This is a genomic window from Streptomyces pathocidini, from assembly GCF_001418495.1.
GTDB lineage: Bacteria > Actinomycetota > Actinomycetes > Streptomycetales > Streptomycetaceae > Streptomyces > Streptomyces pathocidini.
Genome location: NZ_LIQY01000261.1, coordinates 1 through 16,572, shown reverse-complemented (window position 1 = coordinate 16,572; position 16,572 = coordinate 1). Strand labels below are relative to the sequence as shown.

Here is a 16,572-nt window from a genome sequence, read left to right as displayed (position 1 = left end):
CCCCGGCACTCCTCCGTACCCGCGCATCGCACCCCCGCGCGGCGGTCACGCGACCGCCACCGGCGACAGCAGCGCCCGTACTTCGTCCGCCTCCGCCGACCCCAGCGACTCGTAGATCGCCAGCGCCTCGTCCCAGCAGGCCCGCGCACGGTCCCGGTGGCCCACGCTGTGCAGGGCGCGGCCGAGCACCGTCAGGACGTTGCCTCTGCGCCACTCCCCGCCGATCCCGCGCAGCACCGCGAGGGCCTGCTCGGCCTGGGCGGCGGCCTGGCTCGCGCGGCGGGCCGCGAGATGCACCTCCGCCATCCGGAAGAGCGTCATGCCCTCCCACAGCCGCTGCCGGCTCTCATGGAACACCCCGTACGCGTCGGAGAGTTGCTCCAGGGCCTCGGCGGGCCGCCCGGCCCGGGTCAGGGCCACCCCCAGCGCGTACTTGCCGTTGGCCCGGCGCAGGCTCGCGCCCAGGGCCGCGTAGATCTCCACGCCCCGCTGGGCGAGTTCGACCGCGCTCGCCGTGCGGTTCATCGCCAGGTGCACGCGCGAGAGGTTGCACAGCGCGCTGGCCTCGCCGGGGCGGTTGCCGTCGGCGCGGAAGGCCTCGATGGCCTGGCCCAGATACGCCTGGGCCTCCTCGTGGCGGTTCTCGTACAGCGCGATGATGCCGCGCTGGTTCGGGATGCGGCAGGTCGGCAGCGGGTCCTCGGCGGCCAGGCCGATCACCATGGCCCGCTTGGCCTCCTCGTCCGCGGCGCCGAACCGCCCCGAGAGGCTGTGCACATGGGCCAGCATCGTCCGGGCCCGCCCCTCCGCGCGGAGATCGTCGGCAGTGCGGGCGGCGTCGCCCACCGCGGTGGCGGTCGCCTCGAACCGCCGCGCGTTGGCGCCGGATTCGGCCAGGTCGACGGCGGCCATCAGCAGGTCGGCCGCGCGCCGGGCCATGCCGTGGGAGGCGGCCTGCTGTGCGCAGGCCAGCAGCGGGTCGGACTCGGCGAACAGCCAGTCCAGCGCCGCGTCTCGGCTCGCGAAGACCAGCCCGGTCCGCTCGGGCCGCTCCAGGTGGTCGACCAGCCGGTCGCCCGGCCGCTCCAGCGCGTAGACCCCGGCGGCCGTGGCCAGATAGAAGTCCAGCAGCCGGGACAGCGCCTCCTCCCGTAGGGAGGGAGGGAGTTCGTCGCGCTCGGCGCATGCACGCGCGTAGAGCCGGACGAGGTCGTGGTAGCGGTAGCGGGACGGGGCGGCGGACTCCAGGAGCGAGATGTCGACCAGGGACTCCAGGATCTCCTCGGTCGTGTACAGGTCCAGGTCCAGGGTCGCGGAGGCCGCGGCCAGGGAGAAGTCCGGCCCGTCGGCCATGCCCAGCAGGCGGAAGGCGCGGGCTTGTTGCGGGTCCAGCTGGGCGTAGCCCAGTTCGAAGGTGGCGCGCACGGCCAGGTCGCCCGCCTGGAGCTCGTCCAGCCGGTGCCGCTCGTCGGCGAGCTTGGCGGCCAGCACGGAGACCGTCCACGTGCGCCGGGCCGCGAGCCTGGAGGCCGCGATGCGGATCGCCAGCGGCAGGAACCCGCAGGCCGCGACCACGTCGAGCGCCGCCTCGCGCTCCGCCGCGACCCGCTCCTCGCCAACGATCCTCGTGAAGAGCTGGAGCGCCTCCTCCGGGCTCATCACGTCCAGGTCCACCAGATGCGCCCCGGGAAGGCCCACCATCCGGGCCCGCGAGGTCACCAGCGCCGCACAGCCCTCCGTACCCGGAAGCAGCGGCCGGACCTGGGCCGCGTCCCGGGCGTTGTCCAGCAGCACCAGCACCCGGCGGCCGTCCAGCATCGAGCGGTACAGCGCCGCCCGCTCCTCGGCGGCCTCGGGAATCGCCGACTCCGGTGTGCCGAGGGCGCGCAGGAAGCCGCCGAGCACGGCCTCGGGCTCGGCCGCACGCGGGCCCGCGCCCCGCAGGTCCACATAGAGCTGGCCGTCGGGGAAGCGGTCGCGGGCGGCGTGCGCCACGTGCACCGCTAGGGTCGTCTTGCCGACGCCTCCGATGCCCGCCACCGCCGAGACGGCCATCACCCGGCCCCCGGCCGCCGCCAACCGGTCGCCGAGCTCGGCGACGAAGGCCGCCCTCCCGGTGAAGTCCGGGACAGTGGCCGGAAGTTGCGCGGGGCGTACGACGGGGGCCGCGGCGTGCGTGCGCTGTTCGGTTGCCGGGGGCGCGGCCAGCTCCACGTCCGCCCGCAGGACGCGCTGGTGCAGCTCGGTCAGCTCGCCGCCCGGGTCGATGCCCAGCTCGTCCACGAGCAGCCGCCGCGTGTCCGCGTACACGGCGAGGGCCTCCGCCTGCCGCCCGCCCCGGTAGAGGGCCAGCATCAGCAGCCCGCGCAGCCGCTCGCGCAGCGGGTACGCGGCGGTCAGCGCGGTCAGTTCGGAGACGGCCTCGGCGTGGCCGCCCAGGTCGAGGTCCAGCTCCAGGCGGGTCTCCAGGAGCCCGAGCCGCCACTCCTCGAGGCGGATGCGCTGCGCCTCGGCATAGGGGCCCGGGATGCCCGCGAGCGGTTCGCCCTCCCACAGCGCCAGCGCCGCGTTCAGCAGGTCGCGGGCCCGCTGCTGCTCCTCCCCGGCTCGGGCCCGTTCGGCCTCGGCGGCGCAACGCTCGGCACGGTGGAGGTCGAGCGCGCCGGCCCGGACCCGGATCGCGTATCCGCCCGACTCGCTGACCAGGGCGCCCGCGTCGGCCCCGAACGCCTTGCGGATCCTGGAGGCGTATGTGCGCAGGGCGGCCACGGCGGCGTCCGGCGGCTCCTCGCCCCACAGGGCATCCACGAGCTCCCGCACGGTGGCGGTGCGGCCGCGGCGGAGCAGCAGGGCGGCGAGCAGGGCGCGCTGCTGGGGCGAGCCGGTCGCGAGCTGCTGGTCGCCGCGGCGGATCCTTACGGGGCCGAGCACGGCGAAGGCCAGGCTCGGCGCGGCCGCCGCTTCCTGTCCCATCGCTCCCCCCGGTCCCTCGGCACGGTGTGCGTCCGCCGTGTCCAACGCGTCGCGTACGCGGGGTGGTTCCCGCGCCGCGCCCGGTGGCTCCGACGAAGAGTCCCGCAGCACAGGCCGGTCGCACAGTCCCGATGCATAGGCGCACAGGCGCACGGGTCAGTTTGCCCTGTGTGACCCGGCTCCGTCAGTAGGGGCGAAGGCTCTCCACAGCTCTCCACAGAGCCCGTACAAGGTCCCGTGCGGACGCGTACGGCCCGCGCACAGGCGCGTACGCGGGGCGCACGGGGGCGCTCAGTTCCATGTACGCAAGCAAGCTGACGATTCGTCAGGTCGGCGCTACCGTGTCAGGCATGGTGAGCTTCCCGAAGATAATCTCGGTGGACGACCACACGGTCGAGCCGCCCGACGTCTGGCGGGACCGGCTCCCGTCGAAGTACCACGACATAGGCCCTCGCATCGTCCGCGCCCCTCTGAAGGAGATGACCTTCGTCGGCGGCAAGTTCGCCCCTGTCATGGGCGCGCCGGGCGACGAGGGGCCGATCGCGGACTGGTGGGTCTACGAGGACCTGCACCGCCCGCTGACCCGCTTGGACACGGCGGTCGGCTACCCGCGGGACGAGATCAGGCTCGAGGGCATCACCTACGAGCAGATGCGCCCCGGCTCCTTCTCCGTACCGGAGAGGCTGGCCGACATGGACGTCAACCACGTCCAGTCCGCGCTCTGCTTCCCCACCTTCCCGCGCTTCTGCGGCCAGACCTTCACCGAGGCCGGGAACCGCGAACTGGGGCTGCTGGGCGTGCGCGCCTACAACGACTGGATGGTGGAGGAGTGGTGCGGTCCTACGGCCCAGGGGCGCCTGATCCCACTTGCCCTGATCCCCCTGTGGGACGCGGAGTTGGCGGCGGAGGAGGTGCGGCGCAACGCCGCGCGGGGCGTGCGCGCCGTGTGCTTCAGCGAGATCCCGCCGCACCTGGGCCTGCCCTCCATCCACACCGACGCCTGGGACCCGTTCCTGAGGGCCTGCGACGAGACCGGCACGGTCATCGCCATGCACATCGGCTCCAGTTCGAAGATGCCGTCGACCTCGGCGGACGCGCCCCCGGCCGTCGGCTCCACCATCACCTTCGCCAACTGCTGCTTCTCGATGGTCGACTGGCTGATGTCGGGCAAGTTCGACCGGTTCCCCAACCTCAGGATCATGTACGCCGAGGGCCAGATCGGCTGGATCCCGTACATCCTGGAGCGCGCCGATGTGGTGTGGGAGGAGAACCGCGCCTGGGGCGGGGTCGCCGACAAGGTCCTGCGCCCGCCGTCCGAGCTCTTCGCCGAGCACGTCTACGGCTGCTTTTTCGACGACGCCTTCGGCCTGAAGAACCTGGACGCGATCGGCGTCGGAAACGTCCTGTACGAGACGGACTACCCGCACTCGGACTCGACCTGGCCGAAGTCGCGGGAGGTCGGCGAGTCCCAGATGGGGCACCTGGCGTCGGACGTCGTCGAGCGGATCGTGCGGGGCAACGCGATCGAGCTGTTGGGACTGACGGAGGACGGGCTGTGGGCCGGGCCGTGACGCCGCCGCCCGGTCGGCCGCTCGGCCGGTTCGGAACCTCGCGGCGGGCAGCGGTGTAAGTAAAGCAGCGAGGCGGTGAGGGGAGGGCGGTCCGGGGAAGCTCGGTGCCCGGTGGACGCGAGGGAGGCAACGGTGGTGCAGATCCTGCCCGAAGGGCGGCTGGAGTACGGGATCCAGCTCCCCGTGCAGTCGCAGAGCACGCTGTACGCGGAGGCGTGGGAGGCCGCGGCCGGGCCCGCGGAGATAGCGCGGATCGCCCGGGCCGCCGACCGGCTCGGCTACCTCTACGTCGCCTGCTGCGACCACGTCGCGATCCCGCGGCGCCTGGCCGCCGCGATGGGCACGACGTGGTACGACCCGGTGGCCACCCTCGCGTATCTCGCGGGCGTCACCGAGCGCGTACGGCTGCTGAGCCACGTGGCGGTGGTCGGGCTGCGGCACCCGCTGGCCACCGCAAAGCAGTACGCGACGCTGGACCGCCTCTCCGGCGGGCGGCTGATCCTGGGGGTCGGTGCCGGACACGTGCAGGAGGAGTTCGAGGCCCTGGGTGTGGACTTCGCCGCGCGCGGGTCCGTGCTGGACGAGGCGGTCGACGCGCTCAAGGCCGCCCTCGGGCCCGATGAGTTCCCCGAGTTCGAGGGGGAGCGCTTCTCCTTCGCCGGCCTCGGGCAGCGGCCCAGGCCGGTCCAGGCGCCACGCCCGCCGGTCTGGATCGGCGGCTCCTCGCTCGCGGCCGTGCGGCGGGCGGCGGTGCGCGGCGACGGGTGGCTGCCGCAGGGCGACCCGCGCGACCGGCTCCCGGCCCAGCTCGCCCGCCTGCGCGAACTGCGGGAGGAGGCGGGTGTGGAGGAGCCGATCGCGGTCGGTGCCATCGCCGAGCCGCTGTACGTCGGGGACCCCGGCTGGGAGGTCGGCAGACGCACCCTCACCGGCAAGCCGGACCGCCTCGCGGAGTCCCTGCGCGAGTACGCGGCGATCGGCGTCCATCAGATCCAGGTCCGCTTCCGCAGCCGGGACGCCGGCGAACTCCTCGACCAGATGGCGGCGTTCGCGGCGGACATCGCACCGCACCTCAACGACTGACCAAGGAGTTCAACCATGGGGAAACTGGACGGGCGCGTCGTCGTCATCACGGGAGCCTCGCGCGGGCAGGGCGAGCAAGAGGCGCGGCTCTTCACGGCGGAGGGCGCGCGGGTCGTGCTCGCCGACGTGCTGGACGACCAGGGCGAGGAACTCGCCAAGGAGCTGGGCGACAGCGCGCGTTACGTACACCTCGACGTGGGCCGGGAGGCCGACTGGCAGGCCGCCGTCGCCCTCGCCAAGGCGGCCTTCGGCAGGATCGACGGCCTGGTCAACAACGCCGGCATCCTGCGCTTCAACGAGCTGACCTCGACCCCGCTGGAGGAGTTCCAGCAGGTCGTCCAGGTCAACCAGGTCGGCGCGTTCCTCGGCATCAAGACCGTGGCGCCCGAGATAGCGCAGGCCGGCGGCGGCACGATCGTCAACACCGCCTCGTACACGGCCCTCACGGGCATGGCCGCGGTCGGCTCGTACGCGGCGACCAAGGCCGCGATCCTCGGCCTGACCAGAGTGGCGGCGCTGGAGCTGGCGCCCCGGAAGATCCGGGTCAACGCGATGTGCCCGGGTGCGATCGACACCCCGATGAGCAACCCCGCGCAGCTCGACCCCGATGCCGACCCGGCCGAGACCTCGGCGGCGCTCGACGAGCTCTACAAGCGCCTGGTGCCGCTGGAGCGGGTCGGGCGGCCGGAGGAGGTGGCCGAGCTGGCGCTGTTCCTCTCCAGCGCGGACTCCTCCTACATCACGGGGCAGCCGTTCGTCATAGACGGCGGCTGGCTGGCGGGGGTGAGCCTCTTCTGAGAGGGGACCTTGCTGACCGGGCGTCGGCTATTGACGGTTCATGCGGCCGGTGCGACAGTCGTCCGCATCATGAACTGACGGTTCGTCAGATACGACCTCGGGACGGTGAACCCCCTTGGAATTCGGGATCTTTGTACAGGGATATGTGCCCGACCCCCGGCGTGCGGTCGACCCCGAGGCGGAGCACAACGCTCTGATCGAGGAGACCAAGTACGTCATCCAGGCCGACAAGTCCGGCTTCAAGTACGCCTGGGCATCCGAGCACCACTTCCTGGACCAGTACTCGCACCTCTCGGCCAACGAGGTGTTCCTCGGCTACCTGGCCCACGCCACCGAGCGGATCCACCTGGGCTCCGGCATCTTCAACCCGCTGGCCCAGGTCAACCACCCGGTGAAGGTCGCCGAGAAGGTGGCCATGCTCGACCACCTCTCCGAGGGGCGCTTCGAGTTCGGCTCCGGGCGCGGCGCCGGAAGCCACGAGATCCTGGGGTTCCTGCCGGGCATCACCGACATGAACCACACCAAGGAGATCTGGGAGGAGACGATCGCCGAGTTCCCCAAGATGTGGCTCCAGGAGGAGTACGTGGGGTTCCAGGGCAAGCACTGGTCGCTGCCGCCCCGCAAGGTCCTCCCCAAGCCGTACGGGAAGTCCCACCCGGGCATGTGGTACGCGGCCGGGTCCCCGTCCTCGTACGCCATGGCGGCCAGGAAGGGGCTCGGGGTCCTCGGCTTCAGTGTCCAGAAGGTCTCGGACATGGAGTGGGTCCTGGAGCAGTACAAGACCGCCATCCAGGAGGCCGAGCCGGTCGGCGACTTCGTCAACGACAACGTGATGGTCACCTCCACCGCGGTCTGCGCGGAGACCCACGAGGAGGCCGTGCGGATCGCCGCCAACGCCGGGCTCAACCGCCTCCAGTCGCTGGTCTTCTACTACCACGACACCTTCCCCAAGCCGGAGGGGCTGCCGGTGTGGCCGGAGATGCTGCCGGAGTTCAACGAGGAGATCGTCGAACTCCTCATCCAGGAGGAGCTGCTCATATGCGGCGACCCTGACGAGGTGCTGCAGCAGTGCAAGCGCTGGGAGCAGGCCGGGGCCGACCAGTTGAGCGTCAGCGTGCCGATCGGCGTCCCCTACGAGAACGTGATGACCACGATCAAGCTCATGGGCGAACACGTCATACCCAAGATCGACACGGACCCCGTCCACCGCACCACCCGCTTCCGCCAGGCGGCGGGCAGCTGAGGACGCTGCAGCGGGCGGATCACGGTTCGCCTCCGTTGCGGGCGGCCATCTTCCGCGGGGCTGGGCTCCCCGGACGGAGTCTAGGGGGGCGCCGGGACCCCGCGGCCTGCACCCGCAGGAAACCCGCGTCCCCGGCGGGCGTTGGCAGTTCGAACGGCCAGGAAACGTGAGCGGCAGTCCGCCGTAGACGCGGTGCCGCTCCGGGGACGGCGGCATCCCGGGCCGCCGTCCCGGCGAGGGTCCCGGTCGGAGTCCGTTCGCGGCGGCCCATGCCACGCGGCCTCCGGCCCGGACCTCTCGGTTTCCCGGGCCGCCTCACCGGCCCCGGACTACCGGCCCCGGACCACCGGTCCTGGACCACCGGGCAACTCCACTCCAAGGGCTCGCCCTTGGCCCCTACTCCCGCCGCTTCCGAGGAGGACCACGCCATGCTCGACCACCTGATCCGCGGAGCGACCGTCGTCGACGGCACGGGCGCGCCCGCGCGCGCCGCCGACGTCGGCCTGCGCGACGGGCGGATCGCGGTCGTCGCCGACGCGGGATCCATCACCGAGGAGGCCCGCACGGCCGAGGATGCGACAGGCCTCGTCCTCACCCCCGGCTTCGTCGACCCGCACACCCACTACGACGCCCAGCTCTTCTGGGACCCCTTCGCCACTCCCTCCATGAACCACGGCGTCACCACCGTTGTGGGCGGCAACTGCGGCTTCACCCTCGCGCCGCTCAACCCGGCCCGCCCCGAGGACGCCGACTACACGCGGCGGATGATGAGCAAGGTCGAGGGCATGTCCCTGGTCGCCCTCGAAGAGGGCGCGCCCTGGAACTGGCACACCTTCGGTGAGTATCTCGACGCGCTGGACGGCCGCATTGCCGTCAACGCCGGATTCATGGTCGGCCACTGCGCCCTGCGCCGCCATGTGATGGGCCCCGACGCCGTCGGCGGTCAGCCGACCCGGGCCCAACTGGACGAGATGGTCCGCCTGTTCCACGACGCCATGGGCGCCGGCGCGTGGGGCCTGTCCACGACCCAGTCCTCGACGCACTCCGACGGCAACGGCAAGCCGGTCGCCTCCCGGCACGCCCAGCCCGCGGAACTCCTCGCCCTCTCCCGCGCGGTGGCCGACCACGAGGGCACCCAGCTCGAAGCGATCCTCGCGGGCTGTCTGGACCAGTTCTCGGACGAGGAGATCGACCTCTTCGTCGAGATGTCCGCCGCGGCCGGCCGGCCCCTCAACTGGAACGTCCTGACCATCGACGCCGCCGTGCCCGAACGCGTACCGCGCCAGCTCCTCGCCTCCGAACGCGCCCGCAAGGCCGGCGGCCGGATCGTGGCGCTCACGATGCCGATCCTCACACCCATGAACATGTCCCTCGGCACGTTCTGCGCCCTCAACCTCATCCCCGGCTGGGGCGACATCCTCGGCCTCCCCGTTCCGGACCGCATCGCCGAACTCCACGACCCCGCCGTGCGGTCGGAGCTGCTGCGCCGCGCGGACAGCAAGGAGGCCGGGGTCTTCCGCCGCCTGGCCGACTTCGGCCGGTACGTCATCGGCGACACCTACTCCGCCGCCAACGAGGGCCTGACCGGCCGCGTCGTACGCGACATCGCGGCCGAGCGCGGCCAGTCCCCCTTCGAGTGCCTGGTCGAGATCTGCGCCGCCGACGAACTGCGTACGGTGCTGTGGCCGATGCCCACCGACAACGACCCGGCGAGCTGGGAGCTGCGGCGGCAGACCTGGGAGCACGAGGACGTCATGCTCGGCGGCTCGGACGCGGGTGCCCACCTGGACCGGATGTGCGGCGCCCCCTACACGACCCGCTTCCTCGGGGACTGCCTGCGCGGCCGGAAACTCGTCGGTCTCGAGCGGGCGGTCAGGATGCTCACCGACGACCCGGCGCGGCTGTTCGGGCTGCGGGAGCGGGGCCGCATAGCCGAGGGTTACCACGCCGACCTGGTCCTCTTCGACCCGGCCCGCATCGACGCGTCCCCCGCCACCCTGGTCCACGACCTCCCCGGCGACAGCCCCCGCCTGGACTCCCGCGCGGTGGGCGTCGTCAGCGTCCGCGTCAACGGCGTGGAAACCATCCGCGACGACGAGATCACGGGAGCGATCCCGGGAACGGTCCTCAGGTCAGGCCGCGACACGAGGACGGTCAGCACGGCGAGTTGACCGCAGGCCCGGTGGTGGGGTGAGCCGCGGCCGCGGCCTGGGCAGTCGAGGCTGGGGCTCAGACCCCACCACCGCCCCGCCGCCGGGGTGAGCCGCGTTGTTCGCCGCCGCAGGCAAAACCATCCCGCCGCGATGGCGAACAACCACGATGGTTTGGCCCTGCGGTGCCGAACCGACCGCAGCGCGGCCGCCGGCCGCGACCCGCAGGTTGCTACTCCTTCCCCAGGAAGACCGGATTGGTCAGAGCGACCAGAGCGCCCGGCATCCCGCTCGCCCCGCCGTCCGCAGGGGCCCTCCGCACCTCGGCGCGTACGTACGCCGCGTACGCCGGTGTCGTGCGCCACTCGACCGTCCCGGTGCCCTCCGCGGGCAGCTGGGCCGCGTACAACTGGCCCTGGTCCGTGATGAGGCGGACCGAGCAGCCCGGGGCGCCGGAGACCTCCAGGCGGACCGTTACCGTCTCCTCGGCGTCGACGGCCAGCCGTCCGCCGATCCCCGCGTGCTGCCCGCGGCCCCCGTTGACCCCGAACGCCAGGTTCACCGCGGAGGATTCGGCGATCCAGCTGCGCCCCGCCCGTATGCCCTCCTGGACCGCCTCGCGCGACAGGTCGTCCGCGAGGACGACCGTCTGCGGCAGGCCGACCACCTGTCCCGGGCTGTGCGCGTCGCTGTTGCCCATGGCGGGCAGCCACCGGCCCCGGCCGCGGAGGGAGGCCACCAGGGTGTTGTCCCACTCGGCGATCGTCACCTCGTCGTCCGGAGTGAACGGCCCGTTCCACACCTCCACCGCGTCCGCGTCGTTGAGGCCGAACTTCCAGTTGCAGCCCACGCAGGTTGCGTGTGGGTGGGCGGGTACGACCAGGCCGCCGGCCTGGCGGATCTTGCGGGAGTAGCGGCCGAACGCGTTGTCCCGCGCGCGGTAGCGCCAGTCGATGAACGTGCCGGGCTCGATGCCCAGCGCCAGCACGTGCCCGTTGCGGGTCGTGACCTCCTCGCCCGTGAGGATCAGCAGGTCGTCGCCCCACAGCCCCTGCCAGGCCCCGTGCCCGGACTGGGTGTTGTGCTCGGTGGTGGTGATGAAGTCGAGCCCGGCGGCCCGCGCCTCGGCCGCCACCTGGGCCGGGGTGCGCTTGCCGTCCGAGTAGACGGTGTGGAGATGGCAGTCGCCGCGGTACCAGGCCCGGCCCCGGCCCTTGGCCCGGTGCGGCGGGTAGACGGGCTCGGGCGTCTCGCCCGCCGCCCCGTACCGCAGCGTGACGGTGACCTCGTAGTTCAGGCCCTGCGGCGCGACCGTGTAGGGGGCCAGGACCACACGCCAGGTACCGGAGTTGACCGGCCCGGCGATGTACGCGGGCGTGGCCCGCTCCGCGCTGATCGCGAACTCCGTGCGCGCCCCGCCGGACCAGCCGCGGAAGCCCCGCCCGCCCAGGTCCGTGCCGCGCTCGTCGAAGATGCCGATGTCGCAGGCGTTGCCGACCGTGCCGGCCGGTACTGCGGGCTTGTCGTAGGTGTAGGAGACGGCGATCTCGCGTACGCCGCGTGGTACTTCCACCGGGAGGTACACGAAGTCCGGCGAGCCGGTCGGCAGGTGACCCGTGACCTTCTTCGTCTCCTCGCCGCTGCCCGCGCGCTCCTCCGCGCTCGCGAACGTCACGCTTCCGAGCGTAAGCGCCCCCGCGGCTCCGGCGACAGCCGAGAGCTTGAGGACATCGCGTCGTTCCATCGGGGGTCTCCCTGCGTCGGGCGGGCGTCGGGCGCTGCTGCGTGGATCTGCCGCATGACACCGTTGTACGGGCCCGTGACCGCACGGGAAAGGCCTGTGGATAACTCGGTGACGGCGGAGGAACATACGCGTATGCGCCTTGCCACGACCGTCTTCCTCACCGACGAGACCATCGCCCCCGCCCGCCTCGCGCAGGAGTTGGAACAGCGCGGATTCGCCGGGCTCTACCTCCCCGAGCACACTCACATCCCGATCAGCAGGCAGAGCCCGTACCCGGTCGGTGACGGCCCGCTGCCGCGTGAGTACGGCCGCACCCTCGACCCGTTCGTGGCCCTCGCCCAGGCCGCCGCCGTCACCGAGCGGCTGGCGCTGGGCACCGGCATCACCCTCGTGGCCCAGCACGACCCCATCGGCCTCGCCAAGGGGATCGCCAGTCTCGACTTCCTCTCCGGAGGCCGGTTCACCCTCGGCGTCGGCTTCGGCTGGAACGTGGAGGAGGCCGCCGACCACGGCGTCGCCGACTGGTCGCGCCGCCGCGAGCTGGTCCGCGACCGCATCGCGCTGATGCGTGCCCTGTGGAACGAGGAACCGACCTCGTACGAAGGTGAGTTCGGGTCGGTGAGCGCGAGTGAGGCCCACCCCAAGCCGGTCCAGCGCCCCCGCGAGCGCAAGGGCGCGCCCCCGCTCACCGGGCCGCGCACGCTCCTCGGCGGTGCCGCGGGCCCCAAGCTGTTCGCGCACATCACCGAGTACGCGGACGGCTGGATGCCGATCGGCGGGCGCGGGCTCACCGAGACCCTGCCCGCGCTGCGCGAGGCGTGGCAGGAGGCGGGGCGCGGCCCCGAGGGCCCGCAGGTCGTCCCGTTCGCGGTCCACCCGACCCCGGGCAAGCTCGCCCACTACCGCGACCTCGGCGTGGAGGAGGTCGTCCTCCAACTCCCGCCCGCGGACGAGGCCGAGGTCCTCCGGACCCTGGACACGTATGCCCGGTTCCTGTGACCACCCTTGCCCTGAAGGGGTGTTCCCGCTCTCTGAAGGGCTATTCCCGCCGGGCGCCGCTCCTGTCGTGATCATGTGCACATATCCGCATGTCCCGCGCATCCTGATGTTGTCGCAGGGCGCTCGTATGCTCGAGGAATGACGACGAACGCGCAGGGGCACGAGCAGTCCGCACCCACCGCCAACGCCATGCGGCGGGCGTTGCGCAGAGCCCGTGACGGGGTGGCGCTGGACGAGGCGGAGGCCGCCGTCCTGCTCCAGGCCCGGGGCGAGGACCTCGCCGGCCTGTGCGCGTCCGCCGCGCGCGTCCGGGACGCCGGCCTGGAGGCCGCCGGCCGCCCCGGCGTCATCACGTACTCCCGCAAGGTCTTCATTCCGCTGACCCGGTTGTGCCGGGACAAGTGCCATTACTGCACGTTCGCGACCGTCCCCGGCAAGCTCCGCCGCGAGAGGGCAGCGGCAGGGGCACCTCCCGGCCGGAGCCCGGGCATGTACCTGTCCCCGGACGAGGTCCTGGAGATCGCGTACCAGGGGGCCGAACTCGGCTGCAAGGAGGCCCTGTTCACGCTCGGCGACCGGCCGGAGGACCGCTGGCCGGAGGCCCGCGAGTGGCTGGACGCGCACGGCTACGACGACACGCTCGCCTACGTACGGGCCATGGCGATCCGGGTCCTGGAGGAGACGGGGCTCCTGCCGCACCTCAACCCCGGTGTCCTGTCCTGGACCGACCTCCAGCGCCTCAAGCCCGTCGCCCCCTCCATGGGCATGATGCTGGAGACCACCGCCGACCGCCTGTGGTCGCAACCGGGTGGCCCGCACCACGGCTCCCCGGACAAGGACCCCGCCGTACGGCTGCGGGTCCTGGAGGACGCCGGCCGTTCCAACGTGCCCTTCACGAGCGGGATTCTCATCGGGATCGGCGAGACCTACGAGGAGCGGGCCGACTCCCTGTTCGCGCTGCGCAGGACAGCCCGCGCCTACCACGGCATCCAGGAGGTCATCGTCCAGAACTTCCGCGCCAAGCCGGACACGGCCATGCGCGGGATACCGGACGCGGAGCTGGAGGAGCTGGCCGCCGCCATTGCCGTGGCCCGCCACATCCTGGGCCCTTCGGCGCGCATCCAGGCCCCGCCCAACCTGGTGGACGCGGAGTACGCGCTCCTCATCGGCGCCGGGATCGACGACTGGGGCGGCGTCTCGCCGCTGACGCCGGACCATGTGAACCCCGAGCGCCCCTGGCCGCAGATCGACGAACTGGCCGAGCGCACGCGCGCGTCCGGCTTCGAGCTGCGCGAACGGCTCACGATCTACCCGGAGTTCATCCGGCGTGGCGAGCCGTGGCTGGACCCGCGCCTGCTCCCGCACGTGCGCGCGCTCGTGGACCCGGAGACGGGCCTCGCGCGCGAGGGCGCGTGTCCCGCCGGGCTGCCCTGGCAGGAGCCGGACGAGGGGTTCACCGCCTCTGGCCGCACCGACCTGCACCGCACCATCGACACCGAGGGCCGCACCGACGAGCGGCGCGGGGACTTCGACGAGGTGTACGGCGACTGGGAGGCGCTGCGTGAGGCGGCCGCCCCGGGGATGGCCCCGTCCCGGATCGACGGGGACGTGAAGGCGGCCCTCGCGACCGCGGCCGACGACCCCACCCGGCTCACCGACGCCGAGGCCCTCGCCCTCTTCCACGCCGACGGACCGGCCCTGGACGCCCTGTGCCGGGTCGCCGACGACGTGCGCCGCACGGCGGTCGGGGACGAGGTGACCTACATCGTCACCCGCAACATCAACTTCACCAATGTCTGCTACACCGGCTGCCGTTTCTGCGCCTTCGCCCAGCGCCGCACGGACGCCGACGCCTACACCCTGTCCCTGGACCAGGTCGCCGACCGCGCCCAGCAGGCCTGGGACGTGGGCGCGGTCGAGGTGTGCATGCAGGGCGGCATCCACCCGGACCTGCCCGGCACCGCGTACTTCGACATCGCCCGCGCTGTGAAGGAGCGGGTCCCGGGCATGCATGTGCACGCCTTCTCACCGATGGAGGTCGTCAACGGCGCGACCCGCACCGGGCTTTCCCTCCGCGAGTGGCTGACCGCCGCCAAGGAGGCTGGCCTGGACTCCATCCCCGGCACAGCGGCCGAGATCCTGGACGACGAGGTCCGCTGGATCCTCACCAAGGGCAAGCTGCCGGCGGCCACATGGATCGAGGTGGTCAAGACCGCCCACGAGCTGGGCCTCAGGTCCTCCTCGACCATGATGTACGGGCACGTGGACCAGCCCCGCCACTGGCTCGGCCATCTCCGCCTGCTGGCCGGGATCCAGCAGGAGACGGGTGGCTTCACGGAGTTCGTGACCCTCCCCTTCATCCACACCAACGCGCCCGTCTACCTCGCGGGCATCGCCCGGCCGGGCCCCACCACGCGCGACAACCGGGCCGTCACCGCCATGGCCCGCCTCCTGCTGCACCCGCACATCCCCAACATCCAGACCAGCTGGGTCAAGCTCGGCACCGAGGGGGCGGCCGAGATGCTGCGCTCGGGCGCCAACGACCTCGGCGGCACCCTCATGGAGGAGACCATCTCCCGTATGGCGGGCTCCGGTTACGGCTCGTATCGCTCCATCAAGGACCTGGTCGCCATCGCCGAGGCCGCGGGCCGCCCGTCCCGCCCACGCACCACCACCTACGGTGAGATGGCGCCGGAACGCCGGAAGGCGGCCATCGCCTCGGACGGCCACCTTCCGGAACTGCTGCCCGTACTGGAGTAGGCGGGACGGGTCCTAAGGAGCGGGACCGGGACTCCAGGACCCGGGGGAAGACCGGGGCTCCTAGGAGCCGGATCCTCAGCCGGTCAGCAGGGCGCGGCGCAGCTCCCGTACGTCGTGCCGGTCCAGCCCGGGTCCGTCCTTCAGGTAGGCGTCGAACGAGCCGTAGGCCTGCTCGACCTCGTCGAGGAGGCGTTCAGGTACTCCGCTCGCACGTCCAGCAGCGGCTTGTAGACCGCTGCCTGGGCGGGCGGCAGTTGGGCCAGCGTGGCCTCGTTCTCGGCCTTGCGGTAGACGTTGCTGGCGAGGTAGTCGGTCATCACCGCCCCGCGGTCCACCCCGAGGGCGGTGAGCAGTGCCGCGCTCGCCCAGCCCGTACGGTCCTTGCCCGCCAGGTCGAATCCGGAACCGAAGGTGAACGGATTCGGGCGTCTTGGGGTCGTATCGATGACGACATCGATCAATCTCGGTCGATTACGCTGCGGCCCAGCAAAGAGCCCAGCAAAGAGCCCGGCACGGGCCCAGGGGGCGGACGAGAGGCGCGTACGGCAGGCCGGCACTGGAAGGGGACGACGTGAGCGTAGCGGCCACCACCGTCTGGGGACGGGCCGAGCAGCAGGACTACCGCGGGCGGGTGCGCGGGTGCCTGCTCGGCGGCGCGATCGGCGACGCCCTGGGAGCCGGGATCGAGTTCGCCTCCCTCCAGGAGATCCGCGAGGAGCACGGCCCGGACGGCGTCACGGACTACGTGCCCGCCTACGGGCGGCGCGGCGCCGTGACGGACGACACCCAGATGACCCTCTTCACGGTCGACGGCCTCATCCGCGCCCACGTGCGCCGCGATACCGGCGCCTGGCACCCGCCCACCGACATCCACCGCGCCCACCTCCGGTGGGCGGCCACTCAGCGCGACTGGGGCCCCGACGAGCGGCGCGAGGCCGACGGCTGGCTGGCCCGCGAGGAGTGGCTCTACGCCCGCCGCGCGCCCGGGGACGCCTGCCTGGGCGGCCTCGCTGACGACGTGATGGGCACGCCTGCCAACCCCAAGAACCCCGCCTCCAAGGGCTGCGGAGCCGTGATGCGCTCAGCGCCCTTCGGGCTGCTCGTCGGCTGGGAACCGCAACTGGTCTTCCAACTCGCCGTCGAGTGCGCCGCCCAGACCCACGGCCACCCCACCGGCTACCTCGCTGCCGGCGCCTTCGCGCTCATCGTCCACGGCCTGGCCCGCGGCGAGGCCCTGGACGGCGCCGTCCA

The 16,572-nt window shown here is 72.5% G+C and carries 10 protein-coding genes and 1 pseudogene; 8 read left to right on the top strand and 3 right to left on the bottom strand.

The window, feature by feature from the left end; genetic code table 11:
- Positions 1 to 45: 45 nt before the first annotated feature.
- The gene (gene afsR, locus AOK16_RS14180; RefSeq protein ID WP_478072072.1) at positions 46 to 3,018 is read right to left on the bottom strand and encodes an SARP-family global regulator AfsR; all 2,973 of its coding nucleotides are present in this window, start codon (positions 3,016 to 3,018) and stop codon (positions 46 to 48) included.
- 305 nt (positions 3,019 to 3,323) lie between these two features.
- Between afsR and AOK16_RS14175 the strand changes: the two genes are divergently transcribed.
- From AOK16_RS14175 to AOK16_RS14155, 5 genes are all read left to right on the top strand, one after another.
- A complete protein-coding gene (locus AOK16_RS14175) occupies positions 3,324 to 4,544 on the top strand; it encodes an amidohydrolase family protein (protein ID WP_055472623.1) in 1,221 nt (406 codons plus the stop codon).
- Between the two features lie 135 nt (positions 4,545 to 4,679).
- A complete protein-coding gene (locus tag AOK16_RS14170) occupies positions 4,680 to 5,627 on the top strand; it encodes a TIGR03619 family F420-dependent LLM class oxidoreductase (protein WP_055472627.1) in 948 nt (315 codons plus the stop codon).
- Between the two features lie 15 nt (positions 5,628 to 5,642).
- Positions 5,643 to 6,425, top strand: coding sequence for an SDR family NAD(P)-dependent oxidoreductase (locus tag AOK16_RS14165; RefSeq protein WP_055472622.1), 783 nt, complete (start codon positions 5,643 to 5,645; stop codon positions 6,423 to 6,425).
- 115 nt (positions 6,426 to 6,540) lie between these two features.
- Positions 6,541 to 7,668: an LLM class flavin-dependent oxidoreductase gene (locus tag AOK16_RS14160; RefSeq protein WP_055472621.1), complete on the top strand. Its 1,128-nt coding sequence runs from the start codon at positions 6,541 to 6,543 to the stop codon at positions 7,666 to 7,668.
- A 428-nt stretch (positions 7,669 to 8,096) separates the two neighbouring features.
- Positions 8,097 to 9,839, top strand: a complete 1,743-nt coding sequence (locus AOK16_RS14155) for an N-acyl-D-amino-acid deacylase family protein (RefSeq protein ID WP_055472620.1) — start codon at positions 8,097 to 8,099, stop codon at positions 9,837 to 9,839.
- A gap of 211 nt (positions 9,840 to 10,050) precedes the next feature.
- Here AOK16_RS14155 and AOK16_RS14150 read toward each other — a convergent pair whose 3' ends face one another.
- On the bottom strand, positions 10,051 to 11,562 hold the full coding sequence (locus tag AOK16_RS14150) for a CehA/McbA family metallohydrolase (protein ID WP_107098347.1): 1,512 nt from the start codon (positions 11,560 to 11,562) through the stop codon (positions 10,051 to 10,053).
- A 132-nt stretch (positions 11,563 to 11,694) separates the two neighbouring features.
- On the opposite strand from AOK16_RS14150, the gene AOK16_RS14145 reads away from it, so the two are divergent.
- Positions 11,695 to 12,561, top strand: a complete 867-nt coding sequence (locus AOK16_RS14145; protein ID WP_055472619.1) for an LLM class F420-dependent oxidoreductase — start codon at positions 11,695 to 11,697, stop codon at positions 12,559 to 12,561.
- Positions 12,562 to 12,699: 138 nt separating this feature from the next.
- Positions 12,700 to 15,321, top strand: coding sequence for a bifunctional FO biosynthesis protein CofGH (locus AOK16_RS14140; protein WP_079101368.1), 2,622 nt, complete (start codon positions 12,700 to 12,702; stop codon positions 15,319 to 15,321).
- Positions 15,322 to 15,396: 75 nt separating this feature from the next.
- On the opposite strand, the pseudogene AOK16_RS29260 reads toward AOK16_RS14140, so the two are convergent.
- A pseudogene (locus tag AOK16_RS29260) lies at positions 15,397 to 15,656 on the bottom strand (tyrosine-protein phosphatase).
- A gap of 236 nt (positions 15,657 to 15,892) precedes the next feature.
- On the opposite strand from AOK16_RS29260, the gene AOK16_RS14130 reads away from it, so the two are divergent.
- The coding region (locus AOK16_RS14130) for an ADP-ribosylglycohydrolase family protein (protein WP_169790895.1) at positions 15,893 to 16,572 on the top strand (680 nt) is incomplete at its 3' end.